Source organism: Pseudomonas sp. P42 (assembly GCF_017973755.1).
GTDB lineage: Bacteria > Pseudomonadota > Gammaproteobacteria > Pseudomonadales > Pseudomonadaceae > Aquipseudomonas > Aquipseudomonas iridis.
This window is the reverse complement of record NZ_JACOPU010000007.1, coordinates 150,989-172,622: the sequence shown is the minus strand read 5'-3', so window position 1 is coordinate 172,622 and position 21,634 is coordinate 150,989. Positions and strand designations below refer to the sequence as shown.

General features: G+C 58.9%; 15 protein-coding genes. 2 read left to right on the top strand and 13 right to left on the bottom strand.

The window, feature by feature from the left end; all coding sequences use genetic code 11:
- Positions 1-77: 77 nt before the first annotated feature.
- The 13 genes from H8B20_RS22865 to yaaA form a co-directional block, all read right to left on the bottom strand.
- Positions 78-1,529, bottom strand: a complete 1,452-nt coding sequence (locus H8B20_RS22865; RefSeq protein WP_150603712.1) for a mannose-1-phosphate guanylyltransferase/mannose-6-phosphate isomerase — start codon at positions 1,527-1,529, stop codon at positions 78-80.
- A 211-nt stretch (positions 1,530-1,740) separates the two neighbouring features.
- A complete protein-coding gene (locus H8B20_RS22860; protein ID WP_042557747.1) occupies positions 1,741-2,397 on the bottom strand; it encodes an alginate O-acetyltransferase AlgF in 657 nt (218 codons plus the stop codon).
- A gap of 14 nt (positions 2,398-2,411) precedes the next feature.
- The gene (locus H8B20_RS22855; protein WP_210624707.1) at positions 2,412-3,587 is read right to left on the bottom strand and encodes an alginate O-acetyltransferase; all 1,176 of its coding nucleotides are present in this window, start codon (positions 3,585-3,587) and stop codon (positions 2,412-2,414) included.
- A 10-nt stretch (positions 3,588-3,597) separates the two neighbouring features.
- Positions 3,598-5,163, bottom strand: a complete 1,566-nt coding sequence (locus H8B20_RS22850) for an MBOAT family O-acyltransferase (protein ID WP_210624706.1) — start codon at positions 5,161-5,163, stop codon at positions 3,598-3,600.
- Positions 5,164-5,370: 207 nt separating this feature from the next.
- A complete protein-coding gene (locus tag H8B20_RS22845) occupies positions 5,371-6,495 on the bottom strand; it encodes a mannuronate-specific alginate lyase (RefSeq protein WP_210624705.1) in 1,125 nt (374 codons plus the stop codon).
- 8 nt (positions 6,496-6,503) lie between these two features.
- Complete coding sequence (locus H8B20_RS22840) at positions 6,504-7,964, bottom strand: alginate O-acetyltransferase (protein WP_210624704.1); 1,461 nt, start codon at positions 7,962-7,964, stop codon at positions 6,504-6,506.
- 10 nt (positions 7,965-7,974) lie between these two features.
- The gene (gene algG / locus H8B20_RS22835; RefSeq protein ID WP_210624703.1) at positions 7,975-9,546 is read right to left on the bottom strand and encodes a mannuronan 5-epimerase AlgG; all 1,572 of its coding nucleotides are present in this window, start codon (positions 9,544-9,546) and stop codon (positions 7,975-7,977) included.
- A 26-nt stretch (positions 9,547-9,572) separates the two neighbouring features.
- Complete coding sequence (locus tag H8B20_RS22830; RefSeq protein ID WP_042557753.1) at positions 9,573-11,060, bottom strand: alginate export family protein; 1,488 nt, start codon at positions 11,058-11,060, stop codon at positions 9,573-9,575.
- On the bottom strand, positions 11,057-12,565 hold the full coding sequence (gene algK / locus H8B20_RS22825) for an alginate biosynthesis TPR repeat lipoprotein AlgK (RefSeq protein WP_210624702.1): 1,509 nt from the start codon (positions 12,563-12,565) through the stop codon (positions 11,057-11,059). The genes H8B20_RS22830 and algK overlap by 4 nt, the downstream gene beginning before the upstream one ends.
- Positions 12,566-12,574: 9 nt before the next feature.
- Positions 12,575-13,744, bottom strand: a complete 1,170-nt coding sequence (locus H8B20_RS22820; RefSeq protein ID WP_042557754.1) for an alginate biosynthesis protein Alg44 — start codon at positions 13,742-13,744, stop codon at positions 12,575-12,577.
- 35 nt (positions 13,745-13,779) lie between these two features.
- Complete coding sequence (gene alg8 / locus H8B20_RS22815; RefSeq protein WP_390896409.1) at positions 13,780-15,264, bottom strand: mannuronan synthase; 1,485 nt, start codon at positions 15,262-15,264, stop codon at positions 13,780-13,782.
- A gap of 98 nt (positions 15,265-15,362) precedes the next feature.
- Positions 15,363-16,679: a nucleotide sugar dehydrogenase gene (locus tag H8B20_RS22810; RefSeq protein WP_150594961.1), complete on the bottom strand. Its 1,317-nt coding sequence runs from the start codon at positions 16,677-16,679 to the stop codon at positions 15,363-15,365.
- A gap of 808 nt (positions 16,680-17,487) precedes the next feature.
- The gene (yaaA, locus tag H8B20_RS22805) at positions 17,488-18,267 is read right to left on the bottom strand and encodes a peroxide stress protein YaaA (protein WP_210624701.1); all 780 of its coding nucleotides are present in this window, start codon (positions 18,265-18,267) and stop codon (positions 17,488-17,490) included.
- 326 nt (positions 18,268-18,593) lie between these two features.
- On the opposite strand from yaaA, the gene H8B20_RS22800 reads away from it, so the two are divergent.
- Positions 18,594-19,718 (top strand): polysaccharide deacetylase family protein, encoded by a 1,125-nt coding sequence (locus H8B20_RS22800; RefSeq protein WP_210624700.1) that lies wholly within the window; start codon positions 18,594-18,596, stop codon positions 19,716-19,718.
- Between the two features lie 349 nt (positions 19,719-20,067).
- Positions 20,068-21,459, top strand: a complete 1,392-nt coding sequence (locus H8B20_RS22795; protein WP_150617200.1) for a PhoH family protein — start codon at positions 20,068-20,070, stop codon at positions 21,457-21,459.
- Positions 21,460-21,634 lie beyond the last annotated feature (175 nt).

The following is a 21,634-nucleotide window of genomic DNA, read 5'->3' as shown; positions in this document are numbered from 1 at the left end:
AGAAAAAGCCCCCGCCCAACCCGCTGCGGATAGGGAACGCAACAGGCAGGGCGAGGGCTTCTTGTTTTGCGGATCGTTTACTGCGCGATGGTTTTCACCGACACGCCGCGCTCGATCGGGGTGGAGCGGCCGTAGATATCTTCGAAACGCTCGATATCGTCTTCACCCAGGTACGAACCGGACTGCACTTCGATGATTTCCAGCGGGATCTTGCCCGGGTTGCGCAAGCGATGCACCGAGGCAATCGGGATGTAGGTCGACTGGTTTTCGCAGAGCAGGAACACGTTGTCATCGCAAGTCACTTCGGCAGTGCCGCTGACCACGATCCAGTGTTCGGCGCGGTGGTGGTGCATTTGCAGCGACAGGCACGCGCCCGGTTTGACCGAGATGTGCTTGACCTGGAAACGCCCGCCCATGTCCACCGAGTCGTATGAACCCCACGGACGATAGACTTCGCAGTGGTTCTGGGTTTCGCTGCGGCCCTGCTCGTTGAGGGTGTTGACCATCTGCTTGACGCCCTGGACCTTGTCCTTGTGGGCAATCATCATCGCGTCCTTGGTTTCGACCACAACGATGTTTTCCAGACCGATCACCGACACCAGTTTGCCGTTGCCGTGGATCATGCAGTTCTTGCTGTCCTGAATCACCACATCACCTTTGGTGACGTTGCCATTGGCGTCTTTCTCGTTGACTTCCCACAGCGACGACCAGCAGCCGACATCGCTCCAGCCCGCACTCAGTGGTACTACACAGGCACGCTGGGTTTTTTCCATGACGGAGTAGTCGATGGAGTTGTCCGGGCAGCAGGCGAAAGTGGCCTCGTCCAGTGTGACGGTGTCGGCGTCATGCTCGCTGCGCTCAAGGGTCAGCAGGCAGGTGTCGTAGATGTCCGGGTCGTGCTTTTTCAGCTCTTCAAGGAAGCGGCTGGCGCGGAACAGGAACATGCCGCTGTTCCAGAAGTAACCGCCGGACTGCACGTACTCGGTGGCGCGTTTGACGTCAGGTTTTTCGACGAAGTGCGAGACGCGGCTGACGCCTTCGGGCAGCAGCGAATCAGCGGTGGACTTGATGTAACCGTAGCCGGTTTCCGGTTTGGTCGCCGGTACGCCGAACAGCACCATTTCGCCGTTTTCGGCAGCGACGGTGGCCAGGGCCAATGCACGTTGCAGGGCTTTCTGGTCTTCCAGCACGTGGTCGGCCGGCAGCACCAGCATCAGTTCGTCACGACCTTCATTGACCAGCATCATCGCGGTCAGCGCCACGGCCGGCGCGGTGTTGCGGCCGAACGGTTCCATCAGGATGCGCTGGCACTCGAGTTTGCGGTTGGCCAACTGCTCGTTGACGATGAAGCGGTGATCTTTGTTGCAGACCACGATCGGGGTGTCCATGCCTTCGAACACCAGGCGTTCCAGGGTTTGCTGGAACAGCGTGTGCTCGCCGGTCAGGGCGAGGAATTGCTTAGGGAACTGCTTGCGCGAAAGCGGCCAAAGACGTGAGCCGCTACCACCTGACAAGATCACCGGAATCATATTGTTTACTCCATAAAATCGATTGGGTTAGAGCCACGAACGCTGTGTCGTTTCACTCTTGTTTTTGTCTCGTACCCGAACTCTCACCTCGGTCCCTGTGGGAGCCTGGCTTGCCAGCGATGGCATCACCTCGGTGCATCTGCAGAACCGCGGTGTCTGCATCGCTGGCAAGCCAGCTCCCACAGGGAGCCGGGTCAGTTCGGAAAATTGATTAGCGCGTCGACACCGGGCGTTTCACCCAGACTGGCGACAGGCTGCTGCCGGAACCGGTGACGTACAGCACCGCTGCTTCACCGCGCTCCAGGGCGACCGGCTTCACGTCGCCGACTTTCTTGTCGCCTTCGTACAGCGCCAGGCTGACTTTCACCGGGTTGATTTCACGTTCGCCACGGCCCTTGGCCGCCACGGTTTTGACCACTTCAGTCTTGCCGTCGGCAGTCTTCAGGGTCAGCGGCTTGTCGCTGAGGTTCTGCACGCGCACCAGGGATTTCTGCTTGTTCTTGAACGGCGGCTCTTCGATCAGTTGCGGCGCGCCGGAAGCGTTGTTGACCAGGGTGTAGTAGTGATCACCGGCGAGTTTCACCGGCAGGGTCTGACTGCCGACCTTGGCGCTGTAGTCGCCGCCCGGCATGAAGCTGAAATCGCTGCTGGCCAGTGGCGCAACGTCGCTCAGGTTGGTGCTGCCAACGGTGGCGCTGACTTCCGCGTTGCTGGCGTTATAGATGCGCACGAAGCTCGAACCTTTTGGCGCCGTAGGGCCGTAGAGGGCAGCATCGCCACCCGCGAAGGCGGGTACGGACAGCACGCTGAGGCCAGCAACCAGAGCGAAGCTTTTAGCGAGACGGCGAGGAGTAGTAGTGAAAGTCATGGTGTACCTCTCTTTCAGTTTTGCGCCCGGTCGGGCGTCTCGGATTTAGTGTTTGCAGCTACGTTTTGTTGGCGTGCGCCGGCTTGTTTAAGCTCTGCGACCCACTGCGGGTCGGCGTCACCGATTTCGTTGTTCACGGGCAGATAACGTTCAGGAAACTCCCAGATCAGCACTTGTGGCGGGCTGTTGTTGAAGTCATCGCTTTTGAGGTAGCTGAGCATCGGCAGGATCGGGCCGTGGCCGTCTTCGGCGTAGCTCACGACGTCGCTGTGCAGCGCTTGTTTCAGCGCACCTACGAAGTTCCAGTTCGGGTTGGCGCTGTAACTGGTGCCGATCAGCGCGACCGGCACTTCGCTGTTGGCGAACAGTGCGTCGTCACCGGCAGGTTGTTCGCCAGCGGCTACGGTGTTGCGCTTTTGCAGCGGCTCTTGCGCCGGCATCAGGTTTTCGAACAGTGGATCAAGCGGCAGGAACAGACGCAGATCGCCCTTGTGCGTGACCTTTTCCGCCGGCGTGGTGACGAAACGCTGCGGCTCGCCGCTGAGCGGGAACTTGTCGGCGATGGTCTTGGCCAGGGTGTTGGCGGCAACTTCGGCACCCTCTGGCGTCCAGTGAGTGTCGGTGCGCAGGAACACTTGCTGACCGTTCTGCTTGGCCTGTTGCAACGGCTTGAGCAGATCGGGCGCAAGGATCTTGTCCGCGGCAACCCGGGCATGGAAGTCCTCGTAAAGGTTGGCGTGAATGCTCGCCGGTTTCACTTCACCCAGGTGTTCCGGGTACAGACGAACCTTGGCCGGCACGATCGCCATCACCAGTTTCACGCCTTTGTCTTTCAGGGTCTGGCGTACGCCTTCGACCAGCGCGTAATTGCCTTGCAGGTTCAGCTCTTCGTTGACGATCGGATTGAATTCCTCATCGCTGTACAACCACTGATCGCGACCGAGCACGACGCCCGGACGACCTTCGTTGAACAGTTTGAAATCCAGCGCGGCCCAGAGGTTGGTACCCAGGCGCTTGATCGGAAACTCTTCGTCGTAATGAGTCTCCACAGCCTTGGTCCAGCGACCGTTGAGCACCGTCGCTTCGGCGTTGGTGCTGAAGCCGAAGAAGCTGCGAACCGACCATAGACCCAAGACCAGCAGGGTCACCAGGAACAGGGCGATGTAGAAGATGCGTAATGAGCGGGTCATGTCAGATCCCTCAGAACTGGAAGTAAAGGAACGGCGAGAAGCTTTGCGCCGAGAGTTTGAGAATCGAGGCAATGAACAGCAGCAGAATCACGGCGCGCATTGCGTAGCGCGACCAGTCAGCAGTCCAGTAGGCCGGTTGTACCTGGGCTTCGACGCCGACGGTGTAGCCTGGCTCGTGGATGCTTGCCGGGTTGTCGCCGGGCACCGCTTTGATCATTCCTGGAGTTGCAGTGGCAGGGCCGCCGGCCTCGACGTTGACTTCAGGTTTGGCCTTGACCGGTGGCTGATTGGTGTACAGATCACGCAGGCCGAAGAACGCCAGCGTCACGTACGCCACCACCAGAGTTGCCACTTGCAGACCGGTGAGGCTGGCCTGATTGAGTTCCGACAGCGACCATTCGCCGAAGCTGAACATCGCGCCGTACATGCGACCGGCAACGTGCAGGTTCTCTGCGCGGAAGATCACCCAGCCCATCACCACCAGCAGGAACGTCAGGGCCCAGCGAATCGGGTTGAGGCTGCGTGGCGAGGTGTTCAGGCCCAGCGCTTTCTCGATGGCCAGCCACATGCCGTGCCAGGCGCCCCAGACGATGTAGGTGATGTTCGCGCCGTGCCACAGACCACCCAGAAGCATGGTCAGGAACAGGTTGCGATAGGTCATCAACGTACCTTTGCGGTTACCGCCAAGGGTGATGTACAGGTAGTCACGCAGCCAGGTGGACAGGCTGATGTGCCAGCGACGCCAGAACTCGGTGATCGACTGACTGATGTACGGCTGCTTGAAGTTTTCCATGAAGCGGAAACCCATCATCAGACCCAGACCGATCGCCATGTCGCTGTAACCGGAGAAGTCGAAATACAGTTGCGCGGTGTACGCCAGCGCACCCAGCCAGGCATCGCCCGTGGTCGGGTTTTGCAGCGCGAAGCAGTGGTCCGCAACTACCGCCAGGGTGTCGGCGATGAAGACTTTCTTGATGAAACCCTGCATGAACCGCGTGCAGCCCTCGGAGAACTTGTCGAGGGTGTGCGTGCGATTGTTGAACTGGTCGGCGAGGTCGCGGAAACGCAGAACCGGGCCGGCAATCAGGTGCGGGAAGATTGCCACGAAGGCCGCGAAGTCGATCAGGTTGCGCGTCGCCGGGGTGTCACCGCGATACACGTCGATGATGTAGCTGATCGACTCGAAGATGTAGAACGAGATCCCGATCGGCAATAGCACGTGGGTCAGGATGAACGGCGACAGACCGACCGAGGTCATCATCGCGTTGATGCTGTCGACACCAAAGTTGGCGTACTTGAAGTAGCCGAGGATGCACAGATCCACTGCCACGCCGAGCAACAGCCAGCGTTGCGCCGGTTTGGTCCGTACGCCGGCAGCACCGACTTTCAGGCCGATCCAGTAGTTCCACAACGTGACGGCAGCGAACAGCGCCAGGAAGTCCACCCGCCACCACGCATAGAACACGTAGCTGGCGAGTAGCAGCAGCAGATTGCGATAACGAATCCCGCTCAGGTAGTACATGCCGAGAAAGATCGGCAAGAACAGAAACAGGAATACGTTGGATGAAAATACCATCCCGATCTCTCCAGTTTTAACCAACAGTCAAGGGCCAAAGCCCCCCCAACCCCCCCACCGAAAAACCGGAGGGCCAACTCAAATCTAAAACCTGATACCTACCCCTGCAGGAGATGCCGGAGGCTGCGATCTTTTGATCTGGATCTTTAAAAAACAGGATCAAAAGATCGCAGCCTTCGGCAGCTCCTACAGGGTTTTGTGTTTGGCCTAGGAGCCCTTGTCGCCCTTTTCGTGGGACGGGTCGTAGACCTTGGTCAGATCCCCGCCAAGGCGGAAGGTCTTGAACGGTTGCATATCGCGCTTCTTCTCGATCACATCGGCCGGGCAGGTGTAGAGGGTGCAGAACGGTTCGAGCCAGGCGAATTTGGAGTCGACCTTGAGGTCGTCCATGTCTTGCTCTTTGCCATTCTTCTTCTCGAATTCATCCGGGTCTTTCACACCCGACAGCACCCGATCACCCAGACGTTTCAGCGCACTGTTGTTTTCCTGACGCAGATCGACGCCATTGACCTGCGCAAAACTGGCGATCATTGCCAGCGGCGGCAGGGCGTAGTTGTGGTAGGCGAGGGCGCGTTGCTGGCGCTTGAGTTCGTTCGGCAGGAAACCGTCGGCGTCGACCTGATTCACGCCGACCTTGTATTCCTTCACTGCCCAGTCAAACAGGTCGCGGCGGTTGGTGGCGATGGACGTCGCCATTACCGACCAGGCAGCCCAGTACGAGTGGTTGTTGGTTTTTTCCAGCGGCAGGTTGTCCCAATCGCTGACGACCTGGTCGGCCATTTTGCTGAACCAGGCTTCGATCAACTGCGCTTGCTGCTGATGCTGCGCCAGCGGATGCGAGTCGGAGAATTTCAGGCGAATGTACGACGAGGCCATGCTGCCCAGCGCCCATTTGCGCATCGACTTGCCGGTGTGGTTGAAGTCTTTCGACATCAAGGCGTCAGCCTTGGCCCAAGCGGTCAGCCAGTTGAGCGTGCATTCGAGCTGCTCCGGGCGACCGTCGCGCATGAACTGCATCACGCGTTTGGCGGTGCCGCGTTCCAGCGTGGTGATGTCTTTGGTGGTGTCGCGGAAGGCTTTTTCCGACTGCACGTTCAGGGTCGAACGGGCCTTGTCCGAGCCTTCGTATTTACTGCGAAACTGCAGCGCGCCGGTGTACGGCGTCGGCATTGCATCGCAGCCTTCGCTTTTGTCGCCAGTCTTGAATTTATCCACCGGGGCGAAATAGCCCTGAGGTGGACGCAATGGCGCGGCGGCCTGCGCGGTGCCGGCGAAGATCGCCAGCCCGAGCAGCGTCGGCGCTAAAAGAGTTTTCAATTTCGGATTTCGCATAGCAGACCTCATTGCCCGACCTGAGCGGTTTGTTGCCCAGCGCCCGGGAATACGTTGCGTTTGCAGATTTTCGCTTCGACTTTCTGTGGCGCGGCGCCCGCTTCCGGGCCCTGGACTTCGACTGCCAGCAGGTTTTGCGAGGCCCAGTCTTCGTCCGTGCGCAACTCAAAGGCGAAACGACCGTCGGTGTCGGAGGTTTCCGGCTTCTCGATCTTGATGTCCTCGTGGCGACCGTTCATGTACCAGAGGGTGGCTTGCAGGGTTTTCACCGAGGTGTCGGCGAAGCGAATGTCGACCTGATGACTGCTGTTCTGCAGGTTCAGGTTCTTGCTGTTGACCAGCAGTTCTTGTTTGCTGCCCGGCTTCAGCGTGGCGCTGCCGGTCATTTGTGCATCTTTGCCTTCGCAGCCGTTGTCCAGCAGCGCCATCATCTGGCGGTAGATGGTTTCCTGGTCGAGGCGATACAGCGGCGAGAATTCCCAGATGAGAATTTTCGGCGGGGTTTTCTGGAATTCGTCGCTGCCCAGGTACTGCAACATCGAACCTTCCAGACCACCGCCCGGGAACGCGACGTTGAGGATGTCGGCGCCAATCGACTCCTCGAGGAAACCGGCGAAGTTGTAGTTCTTGCCGCTGTGCGAGGTGCCGACCAGGGTGATTTGCGGGTTGCCGGAATCACCGAACAGGTCGCCGTCGCCCGCTTCGCCTTTCGGCTCGGTGGTGAACTGGTCCATGTACTGGATCGCGTAACTGGTGCCGCACAGTTGCCCGGCCATGTTGTGCAGGGTGCCGGTCTTGCCCATGCGGCCGGACTTCCTGGTCTCGAACTCACGCTTGGGAATGTCGGCGAAGGCCGGGATCTGCTTGACCTTCTCGGCGACGATTTTTGCCGTGCGCTGTGCGCCGTATGGCGTCCAGTGCTGGTCGCCACGGAAGTAGAAATCGTGGGCGGGCAGGGTGTCTGGCAGCGATTCATTGGTCAGCGGCGACAGGTCCGGCACCACGTAACCCATCTTGGCGAAACGGCCGAGCATGGTCTTGTAGTTGCCCAACGCTTTTTCGTAATCGAACGCGGCTTTTTCCTGCGGGTTGAGCTTGTTGCGATTCACCAGACCACGGGTCGGCTGATAAACGATCACCAGCTCGACGCCTTTGCTCTTGAACGCATCGTGCAGCTGTTGCATGCGTTTGTAGCCGGCCGGGGTGGTGTTGAATTCGGTGCGCAGGTCTTCTTGCGTACGGAACAGCCAGTCGCCTTGCGCCTGTACCAGCGTGGTGAAGTTCTGCTGATAACGCGTGGTGTAGTTCTTCGCGTCGTGGGCTTCCGGGCACAGGTTGCAGCACGGATCAGCGGTGAATTTAGGCGGTGTGACGGCGCTGGCTTGATCTGCGCGGGCACCATTGCTGGCCGCCAGAATGCCCATGGTCAGGGCCGACAGGCTGAGTAATTTGATCAAGTGTGGGTGCATAAAATTATCCTCAGTCCTGCATTTCGGTCTGGCGTTCGACAGGGTCGATCAGCACGGCTTTCTGCTGGCGCACCAGCAGGTCAAGAATTTCATCCTGGCGTTCGCCCAGGATGCCGTTGAAGCTGATGCCGCTGGATTTGGTCGGCGCCAGCATCGATACGCGATACAGCTCAACACTCAACGGCGAGTCGATCGACAGCGGGCCGCTGCCATTGGCCGCCAGTTCACCGCCGACCACGATCAGCGACACCTGCGCATCAAACGGGTCGAGCTTGATGTCGCGGTCGGTGTCGGTCAGGTCTTTGATGTGGCCGTAGACGCCGGTCAGACCGTTGGCCATGGCGATGTTTTCGTAGAGGCGGATGTTCACGCTGTTACGAATGCGGATGCCGTGGCGCTTGTTGCTGATGACCTTGTTGCCCCACAGCAGATTGTCGGCAGACTCGTAGAGGGTGATGCCGTCGGTGTGGTTCTTGTAGATCTCGTTGTAGGCAATGATGTTGTTGACGCTGTTCCGGTCGATCACCAGGCCCGAAAGTTTGTTGTCGTAGCTTTTGTTGTTGAAGATGAAGCTGTCGTTCACTTCGCGGGAGATGATGATCCCGTGCTTCTTCTTCGTCCCGTAAACGGTGTTCTCGGCAATGATCAGGCCGTGTGAACGGTCGTGCGGGTCGATGCCGTAGACGATGTTGTCTTTGTAGGTGTTGCCCTTGACCACGAAGTCGCGGGTTTCATAGCAGTAGAAGCCGTACCACATGTCCGAGAACTCGGAACCGACGATCCAGCCAGTCGGCTCGGCGCGCCTGAGGACCTTGGCCATGTTCGGCGTGTACTGGGAAATACTGACGCCGTACGACTTACTGTTGGCGTAACCGAAGCTGGCCATCTTGCTGTTGACGATGTAAGTCTCGGTACCGCCCCAGGCGAGCAGGAACGGGCGGAATTCTTTCGGCGAACGGAAGGTGGCCGGGCCGTTTTCCTTCTCGCGCCAGCCAGTGATTTTGGTATCACGCACGAACAGTTGACCGTCGTTGACCAGGAACGACCCGGCCTCTTGGGACAGGCGCAATTCCTGAGTCTGGCCGTCGATTTCGAGGATGCCCTTGCGGCCAACCACGATCGGCAACTTCGCCAGGTACACGCCCGGCGAGGTTTCACTGAAGTACTGCTTGGGCAGTTTCTTCGCCAGATCCTTGAGGTTCATGTAGCCGTCGTCGACGAAGATCGCCTGCGGAATACCGTGCTGACGCACCACCCATTCAGCCATCTTGTTGTCGCCGCCGATAAAGTCCTTCAGGGCGTCTTCCTGCATCATCCGGCGCACGCTGACCTTGCCCGCTTTGCTGCGAACGATCTTCGCGGCGGCGGCTTCGGCGGTGTAGCCGGAGATGTCCGGCAGTGTCGGCGCGGCCAGGTTCAGCACCTCGGTCGGTGCGCTGCTGACGGTATACGTCTTGGCTTGTTGCAGCTCTTTCGCCGTGGTCGCTGGCTTGGCCGGCTCCACGCTGGCGAAGGCACCTGCCGATGCCAGCAGCATCGCGCCGGCCAGCAGGCTGAGTGAGCCTTTGCGGGCACTGTTCATGTCGGGCACTCCCTTGGCGGTTGGCATCAGAAGCGCCAGATCACGTCGATGAACGCGCGGTGCATGTACGAGTCGACTTCTTTGCCGTAGGCATCGCCCGGCTTGAACACGCCGCCACGAAAACGCACCAAGGCCGAAGGCTCATCGATCGACTGGCTCAATGCCGCCGGCAACAGGCCTTGCTTGAAGTACTTGGTGACGACCAGATCCATCTCCTGACCCATGTCCTTGTTGCCGTCTTCAAGCGGCAACGAGGTGCTGGACAAGATGGCGCCGGTGACGTCGTCGGTGTTGTTCTCGACGGCGTTGATACCGTTGCTGCCGACTGGCTTATTGCCGTCGACGCGCCAGAATTTGTGGTAGATCAGGCTGGCGTCGTACTCGTCATTGAGCATCCACGAACCGAACAACGTAGCGGTCTGCATGTTGTTCATTTCGCCACGGAACGCTTCGCCGAAACGATGAACGCGTGAACGTGTACCGGTGTAGTTCGAGCGGTTGCTTTCCAGACCGGTCTGTTCGTAATCGGCGCTGGCGCGGGCATAGGCGGCACCGACTTGCCACTGCGGATCGAGGCGCAGACGCACACCGATGTCAGTGGCCCAGCCGTTGACGTCATCGCTGCGTTTGGCTTGCGTCGGGCGGCTGCCATCGGCGTTCAGCGCGTTGACCGTGTCGCGGTCGCCGCTCATGCCGGTGATGCTGCCCCAGTAGTTGACGGTGTTGGTGTTGCGCCAGTTGTAGGCATCACTGTCGGCGGTGAGGCCGATCCAGCTGATGTCGCCATTCTCTTTCTTGTCCAGAGAATCGCCGGCAACGCCGGGTTCTGGATAGTCGAGTTTGCCGTCATCGTGAGTATGGTGACCGCGAATCCCGACCCAGTTGCCCGGTGTCCACTGGTAAGCGGCATCGGCGTAGGCGTGCAGGCGATCCTTGTCTTTGGGCGCCAGCTCTTTGAGGTCAGTGCGGTACTCGCTGAAGCGTTCGGCAACACCGGCGTTCGCACGCAACAGGGTGGTGTCGAAGGTCCAGTTCAGCGCTTCGATGTTGGTGTCGCGCCATTGGCCGTCGTCATTGCGCAGGCGTTGGCGACCGAGTTTGAGCATCTCGCCGGGGTAGGGCGTGAGGCCGCTGTAGCCGACCCAGAATTCGCGCATCGCCAGGTAGTTTTTCTTGGTCTTGCGATCACCGTTGTCGGTGGTCTGGGTGCCGTCGCTGTCGGACTGCTGCAGGGTGTCGGTCTCGATGATGTCAGTCGAGGTCACCGCCTGACCCATCGCGTAGGCGCTCCATGCGCCGCTCTCGCCGTAGACCCACGGACGCAGGTCGAGGCCGACGCCGCTGACGTCGCCGCCACTGGCGGTACCGAGGTCGCGGTCGTCTTCGGACTGGCCGGTGACTTTCACTTCCAGGCCGAAGTTTTTGCTTTCAGTCATCGCGGCCAGTGTCGGGCAAGACCAGATCAGCGCGAAGGTGAGGCCAATACCGGCCTTCACGAATGGATTGAGCTTCATAGTTTTTCCTCGCCGTCTTCTTCTTGCAGGGCGTGCAGTTGCAGCGTGTTCGGGTTCAGGGCGCCACGGCTGGCCTGCTCCTGTTGCAGCAGACGCTGGGCTTCGGCCAGACGCTCGGGCGGCAATTGGGCGGCGACAGTGGTCGCCAGCTCATCGGCCTGCGGGGTGTTTTGAGCTTTGGCCAATTGGCTGAACACATAAGCGTTGAGCGGGTCGGGCTTGGTGCCCTTGCCTTGGGAAAACAGTTGGGCAATGGCGAAATCGGCGCTGTTCTGGCCGTTGCGCGCAGCGGTCAGCAGATGGTCGAGGGCCTTCTGCGGATAGACCTTGCCCAGGTAACCACGGCGATAGATCTGGCCGAGGTAATAGTCGGCGGCCACTTCACGACCGACGGCTTTCTGGAAATGTTCTTCGGCGACCTTGGCGTCGGCCGGGACCACTTTGCCTTCGTAGTAGAGCTTGCCCAGCAACAGCTCGGCGCGCGGCTGGTCGGCGGCGCGGCCGTTGTCCAGGTACTTCATCATCTGATCGACGTCGCCCAGCTCGGGGAAGTCGTAGAGCAATTGCGCGAGGGTGACCCACGATGCCGGGTAGCCCGGCGCGATTGGCTCAAGCAGCGACTGCGCGGTTTTTTCGTCAGTCTTGCCCAAGGTCGCATCGGCCAGCACACGGGCAACCGAATCGACACGCTGAGCGGTGACGGTGCCACGGCTGTAACCGGCTTGCATTTGCTTGATCAGCTCGGCCTGTTGTTCTGGCTGGGCACGTTTCTGATAGACCGTGGCCAGTTCGACGTAGCAGATGTCGGTGGTGTTGAGCGCGGCTTTGCAGATGTTTTCCACGTCATCCAGATGCTGGTCGTAAGTGCCCTGGGTGCGATACAGCAGCAACTGCGCCAGACCTGCTTCCGGGTAGCCGGATTTGCGCCACTGATCGATCTGCTGCTGAGCGTTGATGTTCGGGAAGCTGCGCGGGTATTGCAGGTAGAGCATCGCGAGCGGGATCAACGTGTTGCGTTCGCCATTGGCGGCGGCTTTTTTCAGCAGGGTTTCGGCTTCGTGGTGCTCGGCCTCGGTCGAACCGGGCTTGGCCACCAGCAGGCGCCCCAGACGTGCCTGAGCGCGCGGCGAAACACTGGCCGCTGCGCGATAAGTCGCTTCGGCCTGTTTCATTTGCGCTGGGTCGCGGCTGTCGACCTGGATATCAGCGAGGCCCACTTGCGCTTCGCTGTAGCCCAGATCGGCCAGTTGCTGATAATTCTGCGCAGCGGTGGCGGTGTCGCCACGCTTGAGCGCTTCGTTGGCCAGGCGCTGATCGGGCAGGCCGGCGCAACCGGCCAGAGACACTGCCAGTGCCAATGCACACACTGATCCTTTGTGGGAGCTGGCTTGCCAGCGATTCAGGCGACTCGGTGTTTCAGCCAGACCACATTGATCCGATCGCTGGCAAGCCAGCTCCCACAGGGATCGTGGCGTTCTGAAAAGACTGGTGATAGTCACAGGCATGTCCTCGACTTAAAGACCGGCAGCCATGGCTTTGTCGATCAGCCAGTTCAGGTTCGGGCCACGGTCGCTGTTCACTTCCACCGGGCGGCCGGCGAGGCTGCTGTCGAGCGACTCGTCAGGCTTGATCTGTACGCGGATATCGGAAGACAGGTCGGCGCTTTTCAGGCTGGTGCTGCTGACGATCTTGCCGGTGCGGATCTTGTCTTCGCCGGCGATCTGGAAGCTCACCGGGGTGCCCGGACGCACGTCGCCGAACTGGCGATAGGAGAAGCGTGCTTCCACATTGGCCTCGGTGTTGCGCGGCACCAGTTGGAAGATCACATCGCCCTTGCTCGCGTATTGACCGTCAGCCACCAGTTGCTGGGCCACGGTGCAATCGCACGGCGAGGTCAGGGTGCCGGTCATTTGCTTGCCGAACAGTTCTTCAACCTTGGCGGGCGACAGTTGATCTTCTTGCATGTGGCCCTTGAGCACGTCGAGCATGCTGGTGCTGAAGGTCGCCAGTGGCGCGCCTTTGGCCGCAACGCCGTCGGACTTGATCAGGCTCTGCACAGTGCCGTCACGCGGCATGGTGATGTTCATGCCCGGTACGCTGACCAGACCGGCCTGCGCGTGGCTGACGAAGTACATGCCATACACCGATTTGGCAATGAAACCCGCCGCGACCAGGCCGACCGCGAAGATCCCGGCGCTGAACGTCACGGCTTTCAGACGCCCGAACGGGGTCATGCCGTGGCCGCCGTCCTTGACCTTGCGCGCCTTGGTGAAGTTGTCGCGCTGCAGGGTCGCCAGTACTTCACCCATGCTGACGATGTCGCCGGCCAGGTGCGAAGTGATCAGGTGGCGCAGGGTGGAAATATCCTGCGGCTCAAGGTTCTGGAACTGGCAACCGACGCGGCCGGTCTGGCGGTCGAAGGAGCGCACCTGCAGCTCGACGTCCATGGCCAGACCGAGGTTGTCGATCACAAATTGCAGGCGAGCCTTGTGCACCTGGCCGATGGTCAGCGGCATCTGCCCGGCGTTGAACGCCAGGCCGCCGGCGGACAGATCCAGCACGCGGGTTTCCAGCGGCGTCCGGTCAGGGCCGAAGAAACGCAGTTTGGCCGGGATTTTCACTCGGGCGTGTTGGCGCTGGGCTTCGGATTCATGCACTACGTTGGCGTTGACGGCGGTATTCATAGGGGCGATTTCCTTGTTAATTCAATAGGGGCGGGTCAGACCATCATCAGCAGCACGGCGACGAAAATGCTGCCGGCGGAGAAGGTCATGGTCCGAGACGACCAAGTGTTGAACCAACGTTGAAAGCTGGCGAGATCACGGGTCAGGGAAGTGGGCTGGCGAGTCCAGGATTGTTGGTCGAGGCGGAAGAACACGTAGATCTTCACCAGCGCACCGACGATCTGGTTGTAATAGAGAATCGCCGGGTAGGCCGGGCCGATCCGGTGACCGGAGCAGGACAGCAGCAGCGTCAGAATCAGGCGGGTGATGCCGATCCACAGCAGGTACACCAGGATGAACGCGGTGCCGTACTTGAAGCTGGCGATGATTGCCACAGTCAGGCCGAGCAGCGATGTCCACATCGACACGCGCTGGTCGAACAGCACCAACGAGGTGAAGGCGCCGAGGCGTTTCATCCCCAGGCCCAGCGCTCGCGAGTTCTGGCGCAGGTTGTTGCCGTACCAGCGGAACATCAGTTTGCGGCTGGCCTTGATGAAGCTCTTTTCCGGCGGGTGTTCCACGGTGTGGATCGCCGCGTCCGGCACATAGAACGTGTCATAGCCAAGTCGCATCAGGCTGAACCAGCTCGACTTGTCGTCGCCGGTCAGAAACTTGAAACGGCCCAGGCGCCAGTGCTGCAGCGAGTCGCTTTCCACGTCGGCGATGAAGTCCGGATTGGTCACCACGGAGGCGCGGAATACCGACATCCGGCCCGTCATGGTCAGGACGCGTTTGGACAGGGCCATCGAGCACATGTTGATGTGGCGTTGGGCGAAGCGCAGCTTGTGCCATTCGCTCATGATGTAGCCGCCGCGCACTTCGCAGAATTCGTTGGTGGTCAAGCCGCCGACGTTGCCGAACATCTGGAACCACGGCACGGTTTTGCGTACCACACCCTCGGCGAGCACGGTGTCGCCATCGATCACGGCGACGACAGCGCGGTCGTCCGGCAGGTGACGGGAGATGGCGCGGAAACCGTAGGCCAGGCCATCGCGTTTGCCGGTGCCGGGAATGCGCACGAAGTCGAGTTTCACTCGATCCGGCGGATTCATTCGCGCCCACAGCGCTTTGACCAGCAGCTCATCGGACATTTCGACGATGGAGCAGACCATGGTGGCCGGCAGTCCGCAGTCGATCGCTTCGCGGATCACCGAGCTGTAGACCTGCGCTGTGGTCAGCGCGTCGATACGGAAACTGGTGACCATCAGGTACACGTGCGACGGATCTGCCGCCTTGCCCAGCTTGCGCACTTTACGGCGCAGGTGCGGGTAGACGATGTAGAGAAAAATCATGCCGCGCACAAAGTGCGTTGCACCCATCGAGTAGCGCCAGATACCCACGGCGCCAATCAGGAAAATGAAGTCCTTCGACTCGGAGTCGAACGTGGACGTGGGCAGCATCAAGGCCAGGCCCATCAGCAGACTGAGATAAAAAAGCCAGCCGGCGGATTGCAGAAAAAAATGTTTGAGCTTGTTCGACATAACCGTCATCCGAAGGTGAGAAGGCTTCAAGCCGCAAGCGGCGAGCTGCAAGCGAAACGCTTTGGCTTGCAGCTCGAAGCTTGTCGCTTAGGGCTGCTTTACCAGCAGATACCTTCGGTACGGGTGCCAGCGTCGGTGGCTTTGGCCATGAAGCCGACCAGGTCGATGACCTGTTTGCCGTCCGGCGCTTGCTGAGCCAGCGCACGGAATTTCTCGTCGCGGTTGCCGAGGATGATCACGTCGGAGTTGTCGATCACCGAATCGAAGTCTGCGTTGAGCAGGGACGACACGTGCGGGATCTTCGACTCGATGTAGTCCTTGTTCGCGCCGTGAACACGGGCGTACTCGACGTTGCTGTCGTAGATGCTCAGGTCGTAACCCTTGCCGATCAGCATTTCGGCCAGTTCCACCAGCGGGCTTTCGCGCAGGTCGTCGGTGCCGGCCTTGAAGCTCAAGCCGAGCAGGGCGACTTTGCGTTTGTCGTGGCTTTCAACGATGTCGAAGGCGTTCTGCACTTGCGATTCGTTGCTGCGCATCAGCGAGTTGAGCAGTGGCGCTTCGACGTCCAGCGAACCGGCGCGGTAAGTCAGGGCGCGGACGTCTTTGGGCAGGCAAGAACCGCCGAAAGCGAAGCCTGGGCGCATGTAGTACTGGGACAGGTTGAGGGTCTTGTCCTGGCAGACCACGTCCATCACTTCACGGCCATCGACGCCGACGGCTTTGGCGATGTTGCCGATCTCGTTGGCGAAGGTCACCTTGGTGGCGTGCCAGACGTTGCAGGTGTACTTGATCATCTCGGCAACGGCGATGTCCTTGCGGATGATCGGTGCGTCGAGTTCTTCGTACAGCGATTGCAGAACGTCGCCCGAGGCCTTGTCGAACTCGCCGATGACGGTCATCGGTGGCAGGTCGTAGTCGGCAATCGCGGTGGATTCACGCAGGAACTCAGGGTTGACCGCAACGCCGAAATCGACGCCAGCCTTTTTCCCGGAGCAATCTTCGAGGATCGGGATGACAACGTTTGCGACAGTGCCCGGCAGTACGGTGCTGCGCACCACGATGGTGTGGCGGGTGGTCTTGTCACGCAGAACGAAACCGATCTCGCGGCACACGGCCTCGATGTAGTTGAGTTCCAGGTCGCCGTTCTTCTTGCTCGGCGTACCGACGCAGATCATCGACAGATCGGTGTCACGAATCGCTTCGGCGAAGTTAGTCGTACCGCGCAGACGACCGTTCTGAATACCTTGCTGCAACAACTCGCCCAGACCAGGTTCAACAATCGGAGATTTGCCAGCGTTGATCATATCGATCTTGTCTTTGGCAACATCGACGCCCACGACGTCATGGCCCCGTGCAGACAGGCAACCGGCACAAACTGCGCCAACGTAACCCAAACCAAATATGCTGATGCGCATCGCAATTACCTCTGTATATATCAGGCCAAAGAAGGCCGGAGTTAATGGTGTTCAGCGTTAAAAGTGCACTCGAAAGTGCGGCGCGCAGGCGTCACAATGCCGTGTGCAGGCAAACTACTTTTCGAGTGTCTAAATAAGTGCACTCAAGATGTGCGCAACTAGGCCTTGTTGTTATGACCTGCCCTGTTATGCAGCCGATCTCCATTGTTGGAGACCTTGGTGCAATCGGTTTGCGCGCTTGGTGTCAGGCGAATAGCCATACAAATCAAGCGGTTGTGTACTCAGGCGAGCGCGTTATAGGGGCGTGGCCATGGCCTTGCAGGGGATATTAATGGAGCGTATCTCCCGTGCTTCGGTTTGTTTTCAGACTAGTTAGTCATCTAGGCAAGTTGCTGTGACAACTTGGTTACATGACTATCTGCCCTGCGTAAGTTATCTCGTACAAACTCGGCGAGAATCGTTACCGGTGGTATGAGCTATGCATTTGGACGAAGTTCCTGTCCACTCATCGCGAAATCTGAAATTTCTTGAAATATTGTCGTAGATGGCACCAATCTCAATTTGATGGCACTTTCGTTTTCGACCTTTAATAACAGGCGAATAATCACGTTAGATAGTTTTGTGCCACTACCGTGAAAAAATTTAGGTGCCACTACTGAAAAAAATGATCAGTGTCGAGTGAAACTAATATTAGAAAAGAGGGTGTTGATTTTATGGCGCCATAAAAATGGCGATATGTGGCGGGGGGTGTTGGACATCGTGCGAGCTGCACGACTCTTGGTAGAAAGAGTCGTGCAATAGGCATGCTTTATTCGGGGGCGTGATCGCGCAGAAACACCAGATTGTCCGGTTTCGACTGTTCAGCGCTGTAGCGATAACCCTGAACATCGAACTGCTTGAGCTGGGCAGGATCGTTGATGCCTTCCTGGATCACGAAACGGCTCATCAGGCCACGGGCCTTTTTTGCGTAGAAGCTGATGATCTTGTACTGACCGTTTTTCAGATCCTTGAAATCGGCATTGATGATTCGCGCATTCAACGCGGTGCGTTTGACAGCTGAAAAGTACTCGTTGGACGCCAGGTTGAGCAGCAAGTCATCGCCTTGCTCGGCCAATGCTTCATTCAGCCATTCACTGATGCGCGTGCCCCAGAACGCGTACAGATCCTTGCCGCGCGCGTTGGCCAGTTTGGTGCCCATCTCCAGACGATACGGTTGCATCAAGTCCAGCGGGCGCAGCAGCCCATAAAGGCCGGAGAGCATGCGCAGGTGTTTTTGCGCGTAATCGAAATTCGCTTCGCTAAAGGACTGCGCGTCGAGACCGGTGTAGACGTCACCCTTGAACGCGAGCAGCGCCTGCTTGGCGTTTTGCGGGGTGAACGCTGGCGTCCAGCTACCGAAACGCGCGGCATTGAGCCCGCCAATCTTGTCGGAGACGTGCATCAGCTCGCTGATCTGTGCCGGCGATAGCTCGCGCAATTGCTGGATCAGTTCCTGGGAGTGGTCCAGATATTGCGGCTGGGTGAAGCGCGGGGTCGCCGGCGGCGTTTCGTAATCGAGGGTCTTGGCGGGGGAAATCACCATCAGCATGAAGTCGTCTCCTTTAATCGTGGAGGCGATTCTAGGGGGTTGGGGCGGTTGACTCCAGCTATGGGGGTTATAGGTATGGGTACGCTTGGGCATTTGCGACGGCTGGTGAATTTTCCCTCACCCTAACCCTCTCCCGGAGGGAGAGGGGACCGACCGGGTTGTTCTTTCGATATCCGCCGATCTGAGCTATCGAGTCGAACTCAAATTTTGCAATCAACGAAGATCGGCTCCCTCTCCCCCCGGGAGAGGGCTGGGGTGAGGGTAGCGTCTTTGAATCCTGCACATCAGCTATAGTGCCGCCCGGGTTTTGTTACGGAGACATCCCATTGCGCATTGTTCTTTTATTCACCGCGTGGCTGTTGAGCTTCGGTGCCATCGCGGCGCCGGGCGATGTGGCGACGCTGGATCGCAGCACCTGGCCGGAGCAATTGACCAGCCCGACCCTGTTCGACGTTGCTTCACGGGCAGAAATCCTCATGTTTGCCCGCGGCTTGCTCGGCACCGAATCGATGACGGAGGACGCGTTGGCTCAGCGCCTGGGCCTGCGCACGATAAATCTGGATGCAGTCAACAGCCTGCGCGAGCGCCTGTGGCAGCGCTTGCTTGCCAACTATAACTACGCCCAGCAAAGTTGCGATCAGGACGCCTCGTTCTGCTTCCTCGTCGAAGACTTGCCTACGCTGCGTGAGCAGGCCGCCAAATTCGTCGTCAGCGATGACAGCTATTACACCAGGTGGGCCGAGCCAAGCCGGATCTTCCATCTTCAGTATCTGGACGAATTGCTGCGCAAGGCTGCGCTGTTTCCGCAGACCAGCAGCGAAATCGATCGTTTCGGCGACTATGAGCGCAACGGCGAGGAGATGCATGATCGACTGTTTCTGCTGACTTTCGACAGCGCCGCCAACGCGCAACCGGACAACACCGACTGGCTCACCGAGTACCTGCGCAAGGCCAACATGAGCGGCACGTTCTTCATGTTGGGCAAGGATATTCAGACGCGACTGGGTGACCGTTCCGTGAGCGGCCTGCAAGCGACGTTCTCGCAGCAATGCGTCGGCGTGCAGGGTTGGGAGTTTCGCTCCCACAGCCATTGGCAGGACTGGCAGGATTCGGTGCGCCGCAGTGCCGATCTGGTGAAGAACAAACTGCCGGAAAATTATGTACCGCTGTTCCGTCCGCCGGATGGCCAGCGGCGCAGCGATGCACAGGGCTTCTTTAACACGCAGGGCCTGCAAGTGGCGCTGTGGGACATCGATGCCCAGGACGGTGCCGGCAAACTCAAAGGCCCGCAGAGTGCGCAGCGAGTGCTGACCCTGATGCTCTTGTGGCGTCATGGGGTGATCAATTTCAACATGAAGCAGGATGCCGTGAAGACCGCCATGCCGTGGCTGATCACGCAAACCGCGCAAAGCGGTATCGGTTGGGAAGACTGTCTGGACGGGTTTCGCTAAGAAACGAAGAAAGCCCGTAAACATTGGGCTTGGGGCGATTTTTTTGCAGAATTCGATGCAGGCGGACTTCCGACTTTAGCGAGGTCTGGACGGTCCGCCAAGGGCTTTTCGTCACTCTGCAAAATAAACTTCAAAAAACCGTCAAAGTGCTTTTTCCTGTCATGGGTTTTGGAGTATTACGAAGACAGACCGCCGAAACCTGCAACACAGGTGGCGTCTTCCAAGACCCACTTTGTGTGCAAGTCACCTGCCTCTTTCAATAAAAGCCGGGCAGATGAATCGGCAGTCACTTCGAGGCGCAGCACTGTAGAGGTATTGCGTCGAATGGCTCTGACAAAGGTGACCGAGTATGGATGATCACGGACGTAGCCCTTCCAACCAGCCAATCCTTTATGTACTCGATACCAACGTATTGATTCACGATCCAAACGCCCTGCTTAATTTCGAAGAACACCACGTCGCCATCCCGATGACCGTTCTGGAAGAGCTGGACAAGCTCAAGAGCGGCCATCACAGCGTTGCCGCCGAATGCCGCCAGGCTATCCGGCTGATCGACAAGACCCTGGGCGATGCCTCCCCCGAGGACGTCGAACTGGGCGTGCCGATTCAGCGCGGCAAGGGCGGTCCGAAGGGCTTGCTGTCAATTCTGATGAGCAAGCAGGCTGAATCGAACCTGATTCTGCCCGAGCATCTGAACGACAACAAAATCATCAACCAACTCATCGATATGCACACCCGTGATCCGCAGAAACCTGTGGTTCTGGTGACCAAAGACATCAACATGCGCCTCAAGGCGCGCGCCTGCGGTATCGCGGCCGAGGATTACAGCACCGACCAACTGGTCGATGACGTGTCCCTGCTGCCCAACGGTTATCACAACATGACCGGCTCTTTCTGGGACCTGGTGAGCAAGGTTGAAACCCGTCAGGACCACGGTCGCACATGGCACGAAGTGAAGTTGATCGACAACTTGCCGGCGGTGCATATCAATGAGTTCATCATCGACGAGCAGGGCTTCGTTGGCTGGATCAAGGAGATTGACGAAGACCGCCTGCTGATTCTCGATCTGCATCAGGAACCCCTCTTGCACCAGGAAGCCTGGGGCTTGAAGCCGCGTGACATCTACCAGAGCCTGGCGCTGTATGCGCTGCTCGATCCGGACATCCATCTGGTCAACCTGTCGGGCGCGGCCGGTTCCGGTAAAACCATTCTGGCGTTGGCCGCTGCGATCGAGCAAACGATGGTCAGCAAGCGTTATCGGCGCATCATCGCCACCCGCAGCGTACAGGGCCTGGACCAGGAAATCGGTTTTCTGCCCGGCACCGAAGCGGAAAAAATGGAGCCTTGGCTGGGCGCTATCACCGACAACCTCGAAGCCTTGCACATGGATGACGAAAACACCCATGGCAGCGTCGATTACATCCTCAGCAAAGTGCCGTTGCAGTTCAAATCGCTCAACTACATTCGCGGTCGCAGTTTCCAGCAGAGCCTGATCCTGATCGACGAATGCCAGAACCTCACGCCGCACCAGATGAAAACCATCATCACCCGTGCCGGCGCTGGTTCCAAAGTGGTGTGCCTGGGTAACCTCGCACAGATCGACACCCCTTACCTGTCCGCGACCAGCTCCGGGCTGACCTACCTGACCGAACGCTTCAAGGATTTCCCCAACGGTGTGCACATCACCCTGCAGGGGGTGCCTCGCTCGATCCTGGCTGAATATGCCGAAACGCATTTGTAATCTTTCACAACAAACCGGGCGGCCAAAAGCCGCCCGGTTTTTTTATGCGTGAATGCAAAATCAATAGGTGGGATAGAGCCTGCTCGCGAAAGCGGTGTATCAGTCACATTGATGTTGCCTGACACTCCGCTTTCGCGAGCAGGCTCGCTCCCACTGGATTGGTGGTGATTTCATA

What these genes read in the sequence shown, in the direction of transcription:
- H8B20_RS22865 (WP_150603712.1), bottom strand. Translation starts at nt 1,529, where the DNA reads ATGATTCCGGTGATCTTGTCAGGTGGTAGCGGCTCACGTCTTTGGCCG.
- H8B20_RS22860 (WP_042557747.1), bottom strand. Translation starts at nt 2,397, where the DNA reads ATGACTTTCACTACTACTCCTCGCCGTCTCGCTAAAAGCTTCGCTCTG.
- H8B20_RS22855 (WP_210624707.1), bottom strand. Translation starts at nt 3,587, where the DNA reads ATGACCCGCTCATTACGCATCTTCTACATCGCCCTGTTCCTGGTGACC.
- H8B20_RS22850 (WP_210624706.1), bottom strand. Translation starts at nt 5,163, where the DNA reads ATGGTATTTTCATCCAACGTATTCCTGTTTCTGTTCTTGCCGATCTTT.
- H8B20_RS22845 (WP_210624705.1), bottom strand. Translation starts at nt 6,495, where the DNA reads ATGCGAAATCCGAAATTGAAAACTCTTTTAGCGCCGACGCTGCTCGGG.
- H8B20_RS22840 (WP_210624704.1), bottom strand. Translation starts at nt 7,964, where the DNA reads ATGCACCCACACTTGATCAAATTACTCAGCCTGTCGGCCCTGACCATG.
- algG (WP_210624703.1), bottom strand. Translation starts at nt 9,546, where the DNA reads ATGAACAGTGCCCGCAAAGGCTCACTCAGCCTGCTGGCCGGCGCGATG.
- H8B20_RS22830 (WP_042557753.1), bottom strand. Translation starts at nt 11,060, where the DNA reads ATGAAGCTCAATCCATTCGTGAAGGCCGGTATTGGCCTCACCTTCGCG.
- algK (WP_210624702.1), bottom strand. Translation starts at nt 12,565, where the DNA reads ATGCCTGTGACTATCACCAGTCTTTTCAGAACGCCACGATCCCTGTGG.
- H8B20_RS22820 (WP_042557754.1), bottom strand. Translation starts at nt 13,744, where the DNA reads ATGAATACCGCCGTCAACGCCAACGTAGTGCATGAATCCGAAGCCCAG.
- alg8 (WP_390896409.1), bottom strand. Translation starts at nt 15,264, where the DNA reads ATGTCGAACAAGCTCAAACATTTTTTTCTGCAATCCGCCGGCTGGCTT.
- H8B20_RS22810 (WP_150594961.1), bottom strand. Translation starts at nt 16,679, where the DNA reads ATGCGCATCAGCATATTTGGTTTGGGTTACGTTGGCGCAGTTTGTGCC.
- yaaA (WP_210624701.1), bottom strand. Translation starts at nt 18,267, where the DNA reads ATGCTGATGGTGATTTCCCCCGCCAAGACCCTCGATTACGAAACGCCG.
- H8B20_RS22795 (WP_150617200.1), top strand. Translation starts at nt 20,068, where the DNA reads ATGGATGATCACGGACGTAGCCCTTCCAACCAGCCAATCCTTTATGTA.